Source organism: Promicromonospora sukumoe, assembly GCF_014137995.1.
Lineage (GTDB): Bacteria > Actinomycetota > Actinomycetes > Actinomycetales > Cellulomonadaceae > Promicromonospora > Promicromonospora sukumoe.
This window is the reverse complement of the sequence record NZ_JACGWV010000002.1, coordinates 800073-817343: the sequence shown is the minus strand read 5'-3', so window position 1 is coordinate 817343 and position 17271 is coordinate 800073. Positions and strand designations below refer to the sequence as shown.

The 17271-nt window shown below is 72.9% G+C and carries 15 protein-coding genes; 11 read left to right on the top strand and 4 right to left on the bottom strand.

Annotation, left to right across the window (positions count from 1 at the left end; translation table 11 throughout):
- Nucleotides 1–56: 56 nt before the first annotated feature.
- The gene (locus tag FHX71_RS20625; protein WP_182619317.1) at nt 57–650 is read right to left on the bottom strand and encodes an isochorismatase family protein; all 594 of its coding nucleotides are present in this window, start codon (nt 648–650) and stop codon (nt 57–59) included.
- Nucleotides 651–810: 160 nt separating this feature from the next.
- Here FHX71_RS20625 and FHX71_RS20620 point away from each other — a divergent pair, with 160 nt between their 5' ends.
- From FHX71_RS20620 to FHX71_RS20580, 9 genes are all read left to right on the top strand, one after another.
- Nucleotides 811–2046 carry a PQQ-dependent sugar dehydrogenase gene (locus tag FHX71_RS20620; protein ID WP_312877156.1) on the top strand — a complete coding sequence of 412 codons (1236 nt, stop codon included), beginning with the start codon at nt 811–813 and terminating at the stop codon, nt 2044–2046.
- Between the two features lie 103 nt (nt 2047–2149).
- A complete protein-coding gene (locus tag FHX71_RS20615) occupies nt 2150–2515 on the top strand; it encodes a hypothetical protein (protein ID WP_182619316.1) in 366 nt (121 codons plus the stop codon).
- Between the two features lie 76 nt (nt 2516–2591).
- Entirely contained in the window at nt 2592–4217 is a 1626-nt protein-coding gene (metG, locus tag FHX71_RS20610) for a methionine--tRNA ligase (protein ID WP_182619315.1), read from the top strand.
- Between the two features lie 8 nt (nt 4218–4225).
- A complete protein-coding gene (locus tag FHX71_RS20605) occupies nt 4226–5224 on the top strand; it encodes a TatD family hydrolase (protein WP_182619314.1) in 999 nt (332 codons plus the stop codon).
- A gap of 93 nt (nt 5225–5317) precedes the next feature.
- On the top strand, nt 5318–6487 hold the full coding sequence (locus FHX71_RS20600; protein ID WP_312877155.1) for a resuscitation-promoting factor: 1170 nt from the start codon (nt 5318–5320) through the stop codon (nt 6485–6487).
- 301 nt (nt 6488–6788) lie between these two features.
- Nucleotides 6789–8057: a resuscitation-promoting factor gene (locus tag FHX71_RS29795; protein ID WP_182620007.1), complete on the top strand. Its 1269-nt coding sequence runs from the start codon at nt 6789–6791 to the stop codon at nt 8055–8057.
- Nucleotides 8058–8465: 408 nt separating this feature from the next.
- The gene (locus FHX71_RS20590; protein ID WP_182619313.1) at nt 8466–9797 is read left to right on the top strand and encodes a resuscitation-promoting factor; all 1332 of its coding nucleotides are present in this window, start codon (nt 8466–8468) and stop codon (nt 9795–9797) included.
- Between the two features lie 108 nt (nt 9798–9905).
- Nucleotides 9906–10823 (top strand): 16S rRNA (adenine(1518)-N(6)/adenine(1519)-N(6))-dimethyltransferase RsmA, encoded by a 918-nt coding sequence (rsmA, locus tag FHX71_RS20585; RefSeq protein ID WP_182619312.1) that lies wholly within the window; start codon nt 9906–9908, stop codon nt 10821–10823.
- Entirely contained in the window at nt 10820–11770 is a 951-nt protein-coding gene (locus FHX71_RS20580) for a 4-(cytidine 5'-diphospho)-2-C-methyl-D-erythritol kinase (RefSeq protein ID WP_182619311.1), read from the top strand. Before rsmA ends, FHX71_RS20580 begins: the two co-directional genes overlap by 4 nt.
- A 23-nt stretch (nt 11771–11793) precedes the next feature.
- Here the strand turns inward: FHX71_RS20580 and FHX71_RS20575 are convergent, their stop codons facing one another.
- Nucleotides 11794–12603, bottom strand: coding sequence for an acetylxylan esterase (locus FHX71_RS20575; RefSeq protein ID WP_182619310.1), 810 nt, complete (start codon nt 12601–12603; stop codon nt 11794–11796).
- An 86-nt stretch (nt 12604–12689) separates the two neighbouring features.
- Nucleotides 12690–13679, bottom strand: coding sequence for an acetylxylan esterase (locus FHX71_RS20570; protein ID WP_182619309.1), 990 nt, complete (start codon nt 13677–13679; stop codon nt 12690–12692).
- A 126-nt stretch (nt 13680–13805) separates the two neighbouring features.
- Between FHX71_RS20570 and FHX71_RS20565 the strand changes: the two genes are divergently transcribed.
- Together FHX71_RS20565 and FHX71_RS20560 are read left to right on the top strand one after the other, a co-directional pair.
- A complete protein-coding gene (locus FHX71_RS20565) occupies nt 13806–15689 on the top strand; it encodes an ABC-F family ATP-binding cassette domain-containing protein (RefSeq protein WP_182619308.1) in 1884 nt (627 codons plus the stop codon).
- The gene (locus tag FHX71_RS20560; protein ID WP_182619307.1) at nt 15686–16153 is read left to right on the top strand and encodes an Lrp/AsnC family transcriptional regulator; all 468 of its coding nucleotides are present in this window, start codon (nt 15686–15688) and stop codon (nt 16151–16153) included. The genes FHX71_RS20565 and FHX71_RS20560 overlap by 4 nt, the downstream gene beginning before the upstream one ends.
- A gap of 56 nt (nt 16154–16209) precedes the next feature.
- Here FHX71_RS20560 and FHX71_RS20555 read toward each other — a convergent pair whose 3' ends face one another.
- Complete coding sequence (locus FHX71_RS20555) at nt 16210–17136, bottom strand: S66 peptidase family protein (protein WP_182619306.1); 927 nt, start codon at nt 17134–17136, stop codon at nt 16210–16212.
- Nucleotides 17137–17271 lie beyond the last annotated feature (135 nt).

Sequence of the window (17271 nt, the reverse complement as noted above, 5' to 3'; positions counted from 1 at the left end):
AGACGCTCAGGTCCCCAGGGGGACCTGAGCGTCTGACACGTCGGGGGTGGGGCAGGTCAGAGGGCCGAGGAGTCGCGGAGGTCCACGCCCGCGGCGACCAGCTCCTTCTCGGCGGCCAGGCCCTGCTCCTCCGAGACCGGGATCGTCAGGTCGGTCAGCACGCGGGCGTGCAGCCCGGTGCGGCGGGCGTCGAGGGCGGTGTGCTTCACGCAGTGCGACTGGACGAGGCCCACGACGTCGACGGCGGTGACCCCGGCGTCCGACAGCACGGTCGCGAGGGTGCGGCCGTGCTCGTCCGCGCCGTCGAAGCCGGAGTAGCCGTGCGAGTACTGGCCCTTCAGCAGCTTGGCGTCGAAGACGAGGCCGGCCAGCGCGGGGTGCAGCTCGGCGCCGGGAGAGCCGGCGACGCCGTGCCGCGGCCACGAGTCGACGAAGTCCGGGGTCTCGCTGAAGTGCTCGCCCGGGTCGATGTGCCAGTCCTGCGTGGTCACCACCGTCGTGTACCGGTCGCGGTGGGCGGCGACGTACGCGCCGACGCGGTGCGCGATCTCGTTGGCACCCTCGGTGGCGAGCTCGCCCCCCTCGCAGAACGTGGGCTGCACGTCGACGACGATCAGTGCCCGGTGCTCGGGCAAGGACTCAAGACTCATGCATCTCACTCTTCCACCGCGGGGTGCGGCGAGGTACCCCGCCGTGATCGCTAGTTCGTCACATGGTCGGCACTCCCTGCTGCCGATCACCTGACGGACTGCCGACCACCCGGGCCCCCGGGCCCGGGCTCCGGGCCAGCGCGGATGGTTGGATGGGGGCGTGGATACTGACGCCGGGGTGCGCCGGCACCTGCTGACCTGGGTTGTGCCCGCGCTCGTGCTGATCGTGGGGGTGAGCGGGTGCAGCGGGGCGGCTGAGCCGGGCGTCGCGTCGCCGAGCCCGGCCGCCTCGGCGAGCACGACGGCGTCGTCGGGCACGGAGGGCGCGGACCCCTCGGACGGCGGGGTCACGGCGGAGGCCGAGGTCGTGGCCGAGGAGCTCCCGGTCCCGTGGGGCATCGCGCCGCTGCCGGGCGAGCGCTTCCTGGTCACGATGCGCGACGACGCGTCGCTCGCCGTGGTGCACCCGAACGGCGACGTCGAGCCGCTGGAGGACTCCGAGGGCGTGCGCGAGGTGGCCGAGCAGACGGTGCCGGACGGCGAGGGCGGCCTGCTCGGCGTGGCGGTCGACCCGGAGGACACCGGTCCGGTGTTCACCGTCTTCCTCTACCGCACGGGCGCCGAGGACAACGCGGTGCTGCGCGCCGAGCTCGACCTGGACGGCATGACGCTCGGCGACGTCACCACGATCCTCGACGGCATCCCCAGCGCCTCCAACCACAACGGCGGCCGGATCGCGCTCGGGCCGGACGGGTACCTGTACGTGGCGACGGGCGACGCCGGCAACCCCGCGAACGCGCAGGACCCGGACTCGCTGGGCGGCAAGATCCTGCGCGTCACGCCCGACGGCGAGCCCGCGCCCGGCAACCCGGACCCCGGCTCGCCGGTGTGGTCCCTGGGGCACCGGAACGTGCAGGGCCTGGGCTGGGACGCGAGCGGCCGCATGTTCGCGAGCGAGTTCGGGCAGAACGAGCTGGACGAGCTGAACGTGATCGAGGCGGGCGCCAACTACGGCTGGCCCGAGGTCGAGGGGCCCGGGGAGCAGGAGGGGTTCGTGGACCCGGTGGCGTGGTGGCCGACGTCGGAGGCATCGCCGTCGGGCATCGCCGTCACGGAGGACGCCGTGTACCTGGCCGCGCTGCGCGGCGCGCGGCTGTGGCGCGTGCCGCTGCTCGGCACCGCGGAGGAGATCGAGGCCGGCGAGAGCCCGGGCTTCGGCGAGCCGCAGGCGCTGCTGGAGAGTGAGTTCGGCCGGCTGCGCGCGGTCCAGGCCGGGGCCGACGGCGAGCTGTGGGTGCTGACCGGCAACACCGACGGCCGGGGCGAGCCCGCGACCGAGGACGGCCGGGTGATCGACGACCGGCTGCTGCGGGTCACGGTGACCGCGGCGGAGTAGCAGGTGCGACCACTGGCAGACGTCTAGGGCTGTGGATATCCTGATCGGCGGGAAAGGGGCGAGCCGTAGGCTCGAACCACGACGACAGAGAGGGGTGAACAGGATGCCCGCAGAACCTGGCGCGTACCGGACGGTGCCGCGCGGCTACGTCTACGCCGACCACATCCCGTACGTCACCCCGGAGTCCCTGGACGACCTGCGGGGGCCGACTCGCGGCGTCATCCGCGCCTGGGCGCCCATCTCCACCGCACCTGACCCCGTGTACGACCTCGACGACCCGGCGCAGCGCTGGAGCCTGTACAGCGCGACCGTCCGGGACGGGACCGCGCGGGACCACGTCAAGCTCCTTGACCGCCGCTTCCTCATCGAGCTCTGGCCGGAGCTGAACCTGCCCGCCCGGTGCCGGGCGATCTGGGAGGGCACCTTCCCGGAGCTCACCGACGAGATCGACCCCGCCGTCGTCCGCTGAGCGCTCCTCTCCGGCTACACCCAGGCCTGTGGATAACCGCGTGGTGCGCCGCCCCCGCGGAACTACGATGGACGCCATGCCGGAAGCCCAGAAGACCTTCTACCTCACGACGCCGATCTACTACGTGAACGACGCCCCGCACATCGGGCACGCGTACACGACGGTCGCTGCCGACGTGGTGACGCGCTGGCACCGTCAGCGCCAGGAGGACGTCTGGTTCCTCACCGGCACGGACGAGCACGGCGAGAAGGTGCTGCGCACCGCCGAGGCCAACGGCGTCAGCCCCCAGGACTGGGCGGACCGGCTGGTCGAGACGGCGTGGAAGCCCGTGCTGCAGACCCTCGACGTGCGCAACGACGACTTCATCCGCACCACGCAGGAGCGGCACGAGACGGCGGTGCAGGCCTTCCTGACGGACCTGTACGACAAGGGCGGCATCTACGAGGGCTCCTACGAGGGGCCGTACTGCGTGGGCTGCGAGGAGTACAAGCTCCCCGGCGAGCTGCTCGACGGCACGGGCGAGTTCGAGGGACTGAAGGTGTGCGCCATCCACGGCACGCCCGTCGAGATGCTCTCCGAGCAGAACTACTTCTTCCGGATGAGCGAGTACGCAGACCGGCTCCTGGCCCTCTACGAGGAGCACCCCGAGTTCGTGCAGCCGGCGTCGGCGCGCAACGAGGTCGTGAGCTTCGTCAGGCAGGGCCTGCAGGACCTGTCGATCTCGCGTTCCACGTTCGACTGGGGCGTCCCGATCCCGTGGGACACCTCCCACGTGCTCTACGTCTGGTTCGACGCCCTGCTCAACTACGCGACCGCCGTCGGCCTGGACAGTGCCGACCCGGAGCGCAAGGAGCAGTTCGCGCGGACCTGGCCGGCCGACGTGCACCTGGTCGGCAAGGACATCCTGCGGTTCCACGCGGTGATCTGGCCGGCGATGCTGATGGCCGCCGGCCTGCCGCTGCCGAAGACCGTGTTCGCGCACGGCTGGCTCCTGGTGGGCGGCGAGAAGATGAGCAAGTCCAAGCTCACGGGCATCGCGCCGTCGGACATCATCGACACCTTCGGCTCGGACGCGTTCCGCTACTACTTCATGCGGACCATCGCGTTCGGCGGGGACGGCTCGTTCTCCTGGGAGGACATGACCGCCCGCTACAACGGGGAGCTCGCCAACGGGTTCGGCAACCTCGCGTCCCGGACCGCCGCGATGATCGGCAAGTACTTCGGCGGCACCCTGCCCACCCCGGGGGAGCCCACGGAGGCCGAGACGGCCCTCGCCCGGGTCGCGACCCAGGCCGTGGCCGACGCCGAGGCGGCGATCGACCGGCTCGCCATCCACGACGCGGTCTCCGCCGTCTGGACGCTCGTGGACGCCACGAACGGCTACCTCGCCGACACGCAGCCCTGGAAGCTCGCGAAGGAGCCCGGCGAGACCGACGAGTCCGGCGCGGGGGCCGACGGCGGCCGCCTGGCGACGTCGCTCGTCACCGCCACGGAGGCGCTGCGCTCGCTCGCGGTGCTGCTCAACCCGATCACGCCGAAGGCGGCGGCCGGGCTCTGGGAGCTGCTCGGCGCGGAGGCCTCGCTCGGGACCCTCGACGCCCAGCAGCTCGACGGTGCGGCGACGTTCGGGGTGCTCCCGGCCGGCACCACCGTGACCAAGGGCGCCGCCTTGTTCCCCCGCCTCGACGACACGACCGCCTGAGCCCGGCGATGGCGAAGCGCACACGCGAGCGCGGGTTCCCGGCCGCCCCGGAGCCGCTGCCCGTCCCGGTCGTGGACAACCACACCCACCTCGACCACATCGCCGCGGTGCTGCCGGCCGCGGCGCCCGACGGCGAGCAGGGCCCCTGGCCGCCGTCCGTCGCCGACCACCTGGCGCGCGCCGCGGCCGCGGGCGTCGACCGGGTGGTCCAGGTGGGCTGCGACCTCCCGTCGGCCCGCTGGACGGACGCCCTTCTCACCTCGTTGAGTGCTGGGTATTCGCCCCCCGAGACCCCGGAATCGGGGCGAGAATCCAGCACTCAGCGGGGGGCGCGGGTGCTGGGGGCGCTCGCCATCCATCCCAACGAGGCGACGCTGCATGCCGGCGTGCTCGAGGTCGGGCCCGACGGGCTCGCGCCCGAGCCCGAGGAGCGGCACGCCGTGGGGCTCGACGACGCCATCGCGGAGATCGCCGACCTGGCCAAGGGCAACGACCGCGTCCGCGCGATCGGCGAGACCGGCATGGACCTGTTCCGCACGGGCCCGCGCGGCGAGCAGGCCCAGCGGGACGCCTTTCGCGCCCACATCGCGCTGGCCAAGGAGCTCGGCCTGGCCCTGCAGATCCACGACCGGGACGCCCACGCCCAGGTCATCGAGGTCCTGCTGGCCGACGGCGCCCCCGAGCGCACCGTCTTCCACTGCTACAGCGGCGACGCCGGGATGGCCCGTGTCTGCGCCGAGCAGGGCTGGTACCTGTCGTTCGCCGGACCGGTCACGTTCAAGGCCAACGACCACCTCCGCGAGGCCCTGACCGTGGCGCCGCGGGAGCTGATCCTCGTCGAGACCGACGCCCCGTACCTCACTCCGCACCCGTTCCGGGGGCAGCCGAACGCCCCGTTCGCGGTGGCCCACACGGTGCGCGGCATGGCCGCTCACCTCGGGGAAGACCTCGCGACGCTGTGCGCCGACCTCGGCGCCAACTCGGAGCGCGTCTACGGCACCTGGTAAGAACGGCGCAATAAGCCGAAGAAAGCGGCATTTCATTTCATCGGCCTACGCCTTTTGCTGCGAGGTTTGTTCCGTTACGGTCTGGTGCTCGTGGTGAGGTACGCACGGCCGTGGCTCGCGAGCAGACCGGCCCGCTGGCTGGTCCGTGGTGCCGTCGTCGGCGTGCTCGCGGGCGTCAGCGGCATGTACGTCGCCAACGCGTCGATGATCACCATCGACTACAACGGCGACGTCCGCACGGTCGGCGTCTACGGCGGCACGGTCGCCGAGGCACTCGCGTCGCAGAACCTCGAGCTGGAGCCGGACGACGTCGTCCAGCCGGCCGCGACGTCCGGCGTCGGCCCCGGGAGCACCCTGGTGGTGCGCACCAGCCGCGACGTCACGATCGAGCTCGACGGCCAGGTCATGACGCTGCGCACCACGGCGGGCACCGTCGGAGAGCTGCTCGCGGCCCTCGGGCCGCGGGGCGACGGCGCCCTCGCCACGGCCTCCCGGACCACCCGGCTCGACCGCGACCCGGTCCGGTTCTCGACCGTCAAGAAGGTCAACATCGCCGTGGACGGCTCCGTGCTGGAGTTCAGCACCACCCGCTCGACGGTGCGCTCCGTCTTCGACGAGGCGGGCATCGCGCTGGCCGACGGCGACATCACGTCGGTGCCGCTCGACGCCGCGGCCGTGGACGGGATGATCGTCATGGTCAGCCGCGACGCGTCGTCGTCGCGCACGGTGACCGAGGTGGTGCCGTTCGAGACCGAGACGGTCGAGGACCCGAGCCTCCCCGAGGGCTACGAGTCGATCCGCACCGCGGGCGTGGCCGGCGAGGCCACGGTGAAGTACGAGGTCAAGACGGTCGCCGGCGCCGTCGTCGAACGCACGGTGGTGGAGCGGAAGGTGACCCGCAAGCCCGTGAACGAGGTGCTCGTGGTGGGCACCATGGACGTCGCCACGGCCCCCGTGGACCCGGGCTCGGCGCGGGCCCTGGCCCAGGCGATGGCCGCCGAGCGCGGCTGGGGCGCCGACGAGTTCTCCTGCCTGGACCAGCTCTGGCAGAAGGAGAGCGGCTGGCGCTGGAACGCCGCGAACCCGACCAGCGAGGCGTACGGCATCGCGCAGGCGAACCCGGGCTCGAAGATGGCGACCGTCGGGAGCGACTGGCTGACCAACCCGGCCACCCAGATCGAGTGGGGCCTGGGCTACATCTCCGGCCGCTACGGCACGCCGTGCGGCGCGTGGGCGCACTCGGTGGAGATCGGCTGGTACTGATCTCACCCGGGTTTTCACCCTGGAACATTTGAGACATTTAAGGATCTATCCTGACGTTTCCCGCCGGGTATTTCTCGAAGAGACTTGCATTTGATAACGGCGGCGTTACGGTCTCTGGGACCGCCGGATCGGCCGGCCGGGCCCGCGCCTCGCGTGGGAGGTGCGTGGGACTCGCGCCGCCCCGGCCCCCGTGCCCGGACCGCGCGAGGACTGGACCCGCGTGTCATCTCCCCACCCAGCTCAGGGCATCCCCAGCGAACTGCCCCCCACCCCTGAGGCCGGCACCACCGGCATCACCGAGATCCTCGAACCGTCCCCAGCGGTTCACACCCCCTCCCCGCCGGCCCCTCCCCAGTCGGCCCCGCCGCGCAAACGCCACCGCAGAGCAGCACTTCTCGCGGGCGCCGCGGCCATCGCAGTCGCCGGAGCCGGCGGTATCACCGCCTACGCGTCGGCCCACAAGACCGTCACGCTGGACGTGGACGGCAGGGTCACCACCGTGGAGACCTTCCAGGGCGACATCGCCGGCCTGCTGGCCGACGAGGGCGTCGACGTCACGAGCCGGGACGCGGTGACCCCCGGCGCCGACGGCTCGCTGCGCGACGGCGGGACGGTCGTGGTCCGCTACGGCCACGAGGTCACGCTGCAGTCCGGCGGCGAGCAGCGGACGACCTGGGTCACCGCGCTCGACGCCGACGAGGCGCTCGCCACGCTCTCCGAGCGGTCCGGCGACGTCGCGCTCGTCCCGTCCCGCTCCGGCGGACGGGTCTCTCTCCCGCTGCGGCTCGACACCGACCGGCCGGTCAACCTGGTCGTCGGCGGCAAGACGCAGCGCGTGGACGACGGCGCGGCACAGCTCGACGACGTGCTCGCCGAGAACGACGTCACGGTCGACAAGGACGACAGGATCACCGTCGAGCGGCTCACCGTCGAGGGTGAGCGGGCGTCGAGCCCGAGCACGCCGACGCTGTCCGTCGTCGTCGAGCAGGTGCGGACCACGGTCGAGAAGACCGTGACCAAGCTGCCCTTCGACAAGATGCGGACCGCGGACCCTGACCGGTTCGAGGACCTCGCGCCGTACGTGGAGACGAAGGGCGTCGTGGGCAAGCGCGTCACGACGTGGGACGTCACCACGGTGGACGGCGAGGTCACCGAGCGGGACAAGCGCTCCGCGAAGGTCGAGCGCAAGCCCGTCGACCAGGTGACCGTGTACGGCACCAAGGAGCGTCCGGCGCCGGAGCCCGAGCCGGAGCCCGAGCCGGAGCCGGTCGCGAAGGCGGCCGAGCCGGCACCGAAGGCCGCGGCGGAGCCGAAGGCCGACGTCGTCGCCACCAGCGGTGTCTGGGCCCAGCTCGCGCAGTGCGAGTCGGGTGGCAACCCCGCCACCAACACCGGCAACGGGTACTACGGGCTCTACCAGTTCTCGCTACCGACGTGGCAGGCGATGGGCGGGTCCGGTCTTCCGTCGGAGGCTTCGGCCAGCGAGCAGACGATGCGGGCCCAGAAGCTCCAGCAGCAGTCCGGCTGGGGTCAGTGGCCCGGGTGCGCCGCGAAGCTCGGCCTGCTCTGACCGAGCCCGTCCCGACCAGCCCCGACGTGTCAGACGTACAGGTCACCCCGGTGACCTGTACGTCTGACACGGAAGGGCGAGTTGGACGGTTGTCCTAGACAAGTGATCGACAACACAGCCCGTTAGCACCGAGAAACTTGGCCGGACGATAACGGATCAGTTACGTTCGGTTGTCCTCGCTGGCGTGGGGGTTCGTTGTGGTGTAGTCCACAGCGTCCCGACGGCGGCAGGGGCGGCACTGAGAACGGAACCTCGGCCTCAGTGCGAGACCGCCGGATCGGCCGGTCGAGACCGCGACGGCTCGCAAGAGTCGCCTGGCCCCCAGGCCGAATCGTGGTGGGGAGACGTGCGCCTGCACGTGCCCCCGACTCGCCGCCCGTGCCCGGGACGTCCGACGACTGGACACGAGTGAACCCCCGTTCTGAGCAGCAGAGTTCTGGCTCCATCCCCAGCATCAACTCAGAGTCCGAGGCCCCGAGCCCTCAGACGACCCCCTCGAAGCTTCGCCGTCGCTGGCCCCTGGTCGCCGGCCTCGCAGCCGTAGCGGTCGCCGCTTCCGGCTCCATCGCCTTCGCGGAGGCGCGCAAGACCGTCACGCTCGACGTCGACGGCACCGTCAGGACCGTCACCACCTTCTCCGGTTCCGTGCAGGGCATGCTCGAGTCGCAGGGCGTCCGCCTGGGCGAGCGCGACGTCGTCGCCCCCGGTACCGACGCGAAGCTCGCCGACGGCGACCAGGTCGTGGTGCGCTACGCCCGCCAGGTCACCATGTCCGACGGCGACGCCGAGAAGGACGTCTGGGTCACCGTGACCGACGCCGGCGAGGCCCTGACGACGCTCGCCGAGCGCGGCGGAGACGTCGCCCTGGTGGCGTCCCGCTCCGGCGACCGCGCCTCGCTCCCGCTCCGCCTGAACGACGACGGCCCCGTCGCCGTCGTCGCGGACGGCTCGACCCAGGTGGTCGAGGACCACTCGGACAGCGTCGACAGCGTGCTGAACCGCCTCGAGGTCGAGCTCGACAAGGACGACCTCGTGAGCGTCGTCCCCGTCGCCACCCTGGTCAAGGACAAGACGATCGACGCGAAGTCCGCCAAGTCGGCCGACGAGGCCGGCGCGGACATCGCCGTGCAGGTGCAGCGCGTCGAGACCAAGAAGGTCACCCGCGAGCTCGCGGTGGCCTTCGACTCCCGGACCACCAAGGACTCCGGCCGCTACGAGGACGAGGGCAAGCTCGTCAAGAGCGAGGGCACCAAGGGAGTCCGCACCCGGGTCGTCGTCGTCCGTACGATCGACGGCGAGGTCGTGGACCGCAAGGAGCTCTCCGACAAGGTGACCAAGAAGCCGGTCGACCGTGTGGTCGTCGTCGGTACCAAGGCGCGCCCGGTCGAGAAGGTCGCCGTCGAGGAGACCAGCACCAAGAGCAGCACCCCCGTGCCGTCCGGCTCCGTCAAGGAGATCGGCCAGCAGATGGCCGCGGCCCGCGGCTGGGGCGGCTCGGAGTGGACCTGCCTCGAGTCCCTCTGGGAGCGCGAGTCCGGCTGGAACCACCTGGCGGCCAACCCGTCGTCCGGTGCCTACGGCATCCCGCAGGCGCTGCCGGGCTCCAAGATGGCCTCGGCCGGCTCGGACTGGGCCAGCAACCCGGCCACCCAGATCAAGTGGGGCCTCGGCTACATCGCGGACCGTTACGGCACGCCGTGCAGTGCGTGGGGCCACTCGGAGTCGGTGGGTTGGTACTGATAGAGCCATGGTCGCTCTCGTGCTTCGCGTCCTCTCCGGCGGGACTTGCTTCGCTGCGTCCCACCTCCGAGTACGCTCCGCACGAACGCTCCAGTTAGGCTCACCTGCATGAACGACACCTCAAGCGCCCTGCTCGGTCCCGCGGAGATCCGCGACCTGGCAGGGCGCTTGGGCGTTAGGCCCACCAAGACGCTCGGCCAGAACTTCCTGCACGACGGCGGCACCGTCCGCAAGATCGTGCGCACCGCGGGGCTGCGGCCCGGCGAGCGGGTGGTCGAGGTCGGGCCCGGGCTGGGCTCCCTGACCCTGGGCCTCGTGGAGGCCGGTGCCTCCGTCGTCGCGATCGAGATCGACCCGGTCCTGGCCGGGCAGATCGCCGACACCGTGCGGACCCGGGTCCCGGGCGCCGACTTCGAGGTGGTGCTCTCCGACGCCCTCGACGTCACCGAGCTGCCCGGCGAGCCGCCGACGGCGCTCGTCGCGAACCTCCCGTACAACGTGGCCGTCCCGGTGCTGCTCACCATGCTGGAGCGGTTCGACTCCCTGGAGCGCGTGCTCGTGATGGTGCAGGCCGAGGTCGCCGACCGCATCGCCGCCGTGCCGGGGAACAAGATCTACGGCATCCCGTCGGTGAAGGCCGCGTGGTACGCGTCGGCCCGCCGCGCCGGGACCATCGGGCGCAACGTCTTCTGGCCCGCGCCCAACGTCGACTCCGCGCTCGTGTACCTCGAGCGCCGGGAGCCGCCGACGACCACCGCCTCGCGCCGGCAGGTCTTCGCCGTCGTGGACGCCGCGTTCGCGCAGCGCCGCAAGACGCTGCGCGCCGCCCTGTCCGGGGTGTTCGGCTCCGGTGCCGCCGCTGAGGCGGCGCTCCGGGCCGCCGGCGTCGATCCGGGCGCCCGGGGTGAGACGCTCGTGGTCGAGCAGTTCGCGCGCATCGCGGAGCAGCTCCGCGACCTGTCAGACCCACAGGTCACCCCGGGGACCTCTGTGTCTGACACCGACGAGCAGGAGGGGGACGAGTGATCCCGCGTCTCGCGGCGGCCCCGCCGCCCTCGGTCCGGGTCCGTGCGCCCGGCAAGGTCAACCTCGGCCTGCGCGTGGGCCCCGTCGGCGACGACGGCTACCACCCGCTGGCCACCATCTTCCAGGCCGTCTCCCTGTTCGAGGAGGTCACGGCCACCCAGGTGACGCCCGGCGCCGGCATCTCGCTGACCGTCTCGGGCCCGCAGGCCGACGCCGTCCCGACCGACGAGTCCAACCTCGCCTGGCGTGCCGCCGCGCTGCTGGCCGAGCGCACCGGCCTGGCCGCCGACGTCCAGCTGCACATCACCAAGGGCGTGCCGGTGGCCGGCGGCATGGCGGGCGGCTCGGCCGACGCCGCAGCCGCGCTCGTGGCGTGCGACGCGCTCTGGGAGGCCGGCGTACCCCGCCCGGACCTCGTGGAGCTGGCCGCCGAGCTCGGCGCGGACGTGCCGTTCTCCCTGCTGGGGCACACCGCCGTCGGCACGGGCCGGGGCGACCTGCTCACCCCCGCGATGACGCGCGGCGAGTTCCACTGGTGCTTCGCGACGCAGCGGGAGGGCCTCTCGACGCCCACCGTGTTCCGCCGGTTCGACGAGCTGGCCGGGCCGTCGACGCCGCGGGTGGCGCCCGCCGACGACACCGCGATCATGCACGCGCTGCGGGCCGGCGACCCCGTCGCGCTCGGCAAGGCGCTGCACAACGACCTGGAGGGCCCGGCGCTCGACCTGCGCCCGGAGCTCGCCGACGTGGTCGAGGTCGCCACCGAGTCGGGGGCGCTGGGCGTCGTCGTCTCCGGGTCCGGCCCGACGGTCGCGGCGCTGGGCCGGTCGCGGCAGCACGCGCTCGCGCTGGGCGCCGCGTGGACGGCGGCCGACGTCGTCGACGCGGTCTGGTGCGCGACCGGGCCCGCCCCGGGCACGCAGATCGTGACCCCGATGCGCGCCTGAGCGCGCACCGGGTCAGCCTGCGGTCAGTACGCGACCTGGGGGACGAAGACGTTCGTCAGGTGCGTGTGCCGCGCGATCCAGCGGGTGCGGCGCGTCACCAGGTCGCTGTCGGCGGTCAGGACGCACTCGACCACGCGCTCGACGGAGCCCGTCATCTGGCTGAGCGCCAGCGCGGCGTTGCGGCCCCACTCCTCCTGCAGCACCTGGGCGCCCGCGCCCTGCGTGAGCTGCAGCGGGGTGCTCGCCCGGCGGGCGAACGCGACCAGCGAGTCCTTGTGCGCCGCGGCGACGTCGCCCTCCACCAGGGCGCACGCCAGGTCGGGCAGCAGGCCCGCCGTGGCGACGGCCGCCGCCGCCACGGGCCCGGTGCCCAGCACCGCGATCCGCGACGGGTCCACGCTCGCGAGGGTGCGCAGCGCCTGCACCGCCCGGAACGCGTCGGTGAACGCACCGCGGTTGTACGGGTCGTCGAGGTCGTCCGGGGGCACCTCGACGACCAGGTGGGCGTACCCGCCGGACGCGAGCCACTCCAGGTCGCGCGCCGCCGCGCCACCGGCCGGGCGCAGCTCGACCAGCCCGGGCAGCGTCGCGGCCGCGCCGACGGGCAGCAGCAGCCAGCCCGTCACGGGGCGGCCCTGGAACCCGGCGAACGTCACGGTCTCGGCACGCAGGTCCCGCGAGCGCGCGCCGGCGGCCACGAGGGTCGGCTCTACCTCGATGTCCCGGTGGGCGGCGAGGTTCGCCGCCCAGAACGCGTCGAAGTCCGTGGGCTCGTCGGTGGCGGGCGGACCGGCCGGTGCCACCATCACGAGGGGCAGGTCGTACTCGGTCACGGGCGCTACCTCCGGGTCTTGGGCGTGCGCTGGGAGCGTACCGCCCGTGTCCGACACTCCGGTCGTGGGTCCACCGACCCCGGCCGTCAGACGATCTTGTTCAGCCATGCGAGCTTGCGCGGGAAACGGTAGTCGCCGCCGCCCTCGTGGTCGTTGTACGGGTACACGTCGATCTCCTTGCTCACGCCCCCGGAGCCGCCCGGGCCCCAGCCGTTGTACGCCGCGTACACCGTCGACGGCGGGCACGTGCCGTCCATGAGCGCCACCGAGAACAGGCCGGCCGAGCGGGCCCGCCGCGCGAAGGACACCCCGTCCAGGTAGGAGAACGTGCGCCAGACCTGCTCCTCGACCGCCGGGTCGCGGTGCACGGACAGGTACCGGGTGATCTCGTTGTACGGCAGGTTGTCCGTGATCTGCACCGCGCGGCGGTAGTGGCTCAGGAACGGCACGTCCGGCATGGCGGCCACGACGTCGGGCACGAGGCCCGCGACCGCGATGGTGATGCCGCCGCCCTGGCTGCCGCCGCTCAGCGCCACGCGCGCCGGGTCGATCCCCTCGATCGCGCGCACCGCGTCGACCGCGCGGGCGCCGTCGGTGAACACGCGCCGGTAGTAGTGGTCGTGCGGGTCGAGCACGCCGCGCGTCATGAAACCGGGCGACGCGGGACCCGAGCCCACCGGGTCCGGAGTGTCCCCGCCCGCGCCCCAGCCCGAGCCCTGCCCGCGCGTGTCCATCATGAGGTGCGCGTAGCCCGCGGCCGCCCAGTGGATGCGCTCGTGCGGCAGGCCCCGCCCGCCGCCGTACCCCTGGTACTCGACCACCACGGGCAGGTCGCCCGCCGCGTGCGCCGGGCGCGTCAGCCACGCCTTGACCGGGTGCCCGCCGAAACCGGGGAACGTGACGTCGTCCACCAGGATCTCCGTCAGCCCCACGTCGACGCGCTCCACCTCCGGCGCCTCGTCGAACGTCCGGGCCTCGGCCAGGGTGGTCGACCAGAACTCGTCGAAGTCGGCGGGCTCGTCGACCTCCGGGGTGTACTTCTCGAGTTCGGACAGCGGCATGTCGAACTGGGCCACGTTGTGCTCCTCGGCGTCGTCGTTCTGCTGGGCCGGCGGCGAAGTCCTGCTGCGCGGTCGGCGCGCAGTCCTGAGCTTGTCGAAGGGTCGGCCGGGGTGAGCGTAGCGCGCGACTACCCTTGGTAGGTGGCACATCTCCTCGGCGCAGACGGCATCGCGCTGACCATCGGCACCCGTACCCTCCTGGCGGACGTCTCGCTGGGGCTCGACGACGGCGACCGCGTCGGCATCGTCGGCCCCAACGGCGCGGGCAAGTCCACCCTGCTGCGCATCTTCGCCGGCACCGCGCTGCCCGACGGCGGCCGCGTCACCCGGGTGGGCGGCTCCACCCTGGGCATGCTGGACCAGCGCGACGAGCTGCCCGACGACGCCACCGTGCTCGACCTCGTGCACGGCGACGCCGAGACCCACGTCTGGGCGTCCGACGCCCGCGTCCGCGAGGTGCACGACGGCCTGATCGCCGACCTCGGCTGGGACGCCCCGGTCGCGAAGCTGTCCGGCGGCCAGCGCCGCCGCGTGGCGCTCGCGGCCCTGCTCGTCCAGGACCCGGACGTGCTGCTGCTCGACGAGCCGACCAACCACCTCGACGTCGAGGGCGTGGCCTGGCTCGCCGCCCACCTGCGCGAGCGGTACGGCCGCCCGGGCACGACGGGCGCGCTCGTGGTCGTGACGCACGACCGCTGGTTCCTCGACGAGGTCTGCTCCCGGATGTGGGAGGTGCGCGGCGACGGGACCGGCGCCGTCGACGGGTACGAGGGCGGGTACGCGGCCTACATCCTGGCGCGCGCCGAGCGGGCCCGGCAGGCCGCGACGGCCGCCGAGAAGCGCGACAACCTGCTGCGCAAGGAGCTCGCGTGGCTGCGCCGCGGGGCGCCGGCCCGCACGTCGAAGCCCAAGTTCCGGCTCGACGCCGCGTCCGCCCTGATCGACGACGAGCCGCCGCCGCGCGACTCGATGGAGCTGGCCCGCATGGCGACGCGGCGGCTCGGCAAGGACGTGCTGGACCTGGAGTCCGTCAGCGTGGCCGTGCCGGGCAAGGTCCTGTTCGACGACGTGACCTGGCGCCTCGGCCCCGGCGACCGGTACGGCATCGTGGGCGTCAACGGCGCCGGCAAGACGACGCTGCTCGCGCTGCTCGCCGGCCGCCGCGAGCCCGACTCGGGCCGCGTCAAGCGCGGCAAGACCATCCACGTGCGGGAGCTCTCGCAGGACGTCGCCGAGCTCGACGAGCTGGGGTCGCTCAAGGCCGTCGAGGTGATCGAGCAGGAGAAGGGGCGCGTCGTCGTCGACGGCAAGGAGCTCACCGCGTCGCAGCTCACCGAAAAGCTCGGCTTCACGCGCGAGCGCGCGTACACGCCGGTGCGGGACCTGTCCGGCGGTGAGCGGCGCCGGCTCCAGCTCCTGCGGCTGCTGGTGTCCGAGCCCAACGTGCTGCTGCTCGACGAGCCCACCAACGACCTGGACACCGACACCCTCGCCGCCGTCGAGGACCTGCTGGACGGCTGGCCGGGCACGCTCATCGTGGTCTCGCACGACCGGTACCTGCTGGAGCGGGTCGCCGACCGCCAGGTCGCGCTGCTCGGCGACGGCACCATCCGCGACCTGCCCGGGGGAGTGGAGGAGTACCTGCGGCTGCGGGCGGCGGCCAAGGCCGCCGGCGCCTCGGCCTCGGGCACACCCGGCGGGTCCGGCACACCCGGCGGGTCCGGCGCGGCCGGCGGGACCGGGGCCGCGGGGACGACGTCGGGCACGGGCCCGGCGGCGGCCGGCAACGGCTCCGGCGACGAGCTGTCCCAGCGCGACATCCGGGCCGCGAAGAAGGAGGTCTCCCGAATCGAGCGACGACTTGCGAAGATTGCCCAGAAGGAGGCCGAGCTGCACGAGAACATCGCGCAGCAGGCCACGGACTATCAGGCCGTCGCGCGGCTGGACGCGGAGCTCCGCGACCTGGTGAGCGAACGCGACGAGCTCGAGGCGGCCTGGCTGGAAGCGGCGGAGGTGGCGGGATGACCGACAACGATCTGACACCGCTCGACGGGGTGGACAGGGCGCTCGTCGACGCACTGCGCAAGGACGGGCGCACGACGCTCGCGGTGCTGTCCGAGATCTCGGGGCTGTCCCTGTCCGCGGTACAGGTGCGGGTGCGCAAGCTGGAGGCGCGGGGCGTCATCATGGGCTACCGGGCGGTCGTGAACCCGGAGGCGGTGGGGCTGCCGCTCTCCGCCTTCATCGAGATCACGCCCCTGGACCAGGCGCAGGAGGACGACGCGCCCGAGAAGCTGCGCGGCATGCCCGGCATCGAGTCCTGCTACTCGGTGGCGGGCAACGCGAACTACCTGCTCACCGTGCGCGTGGCGTCGCCGCGCTCGCTGGAGGAGCTGCTGGGGAAGATCCGGCGGACGGCGAAGGTGTCGACGCGCACCACGGTGGTGCTGCAGACGTACTTCGAGGGACAGACGGCCGAGCTCGACTGAGCGAGCCGCCCGGTGCCCGGGCCCCGGTCCTGCTGGGCGCGGGCATCGGCCCCGGCTCAGCGAAGCGTCAGGGCCGGGTGGTCCAGCGTGAGCGTGCCGGCGTCCGCGTCGAGGTGCGTGGTGACGCCGAACGGCACGGTGAGCGGGTCGGGCCCGTGGCCGAACCCGAGCTCCCCCAGGATCGGGATGCCGAGCGGGCCGAGCAGGTCCAGGACCACGGGCTCGACCGGCTCGCAGTCCTGCCACGACCCCAGCACGATGCCGACCGCGCCGTCGAACCAGCCGGCGCGCAGCAGGTGCGTGAGGAACGAGTCGATGCGGTAGGCCTTCTCCTCGACGTCCTCCAGCAGCACGATGCCGCCCGCCGCCGACGGCAGCGTGGTCCCCGTCCCGACCGACGTGGTCAGGAGCGAGAGGCAGCCGCCGGTGGTGATGCCGCGGGCCGTGCCGCCCACCAGGGTGTGGGCGTCCGGGCCGGTGATCACCTGGGTCGTCTCGGGCTCGAACAGGGTGCGCCGCAGGTGCTCGCGGGCGACGTCGGACTTGAGGAACGACATGGTCCCCGACATCGGCCCGTGCAGCGACACCAGCCCCAGCCGCGCGGCCACCGCCTGGTGCAGCACCGTGCAGTCGCTGTACCCGACGAGCACCTTGGGGTCCGTCGCGGCCAGCGCGTCCCAGTCGACGAGCTCGACCATCCGGGCCGCGCCGTAGCCGCCGCGCGCCGAGACGACCGCCCGGACGTCGGGGTCGAGCCAGGCCTCCTGGAAGTCCGCGGCCCTCGCCTCGTCGGAGCCGGCCAGGTACGGGTGCTCCGGGTGCGTGTCCAGCACGTGCGGCATCACCTGCACGTCGAGGCCCCAGTCACGGAGGTGGGCGACGCCGTCGTCGAGCCGGTCCGCCGGGACGGGGCCCGACGGGGCGACGACGGCGACGGTGTCGCCCGGGCGCAGGCGCGGCGGGCTGGTCAGGGGCCGCAGCATGCGGCCGACACTACAGCGCGGATCGTCTTGCGCTCAGTGGTGGTGCTTTCTTTCACTCATCTGAAATCTGACTGCGTGGCGTCGTCACGAACCAGGAGGAGCCAGACCATCGAAAAGCATGAGATCCGGTTTCGA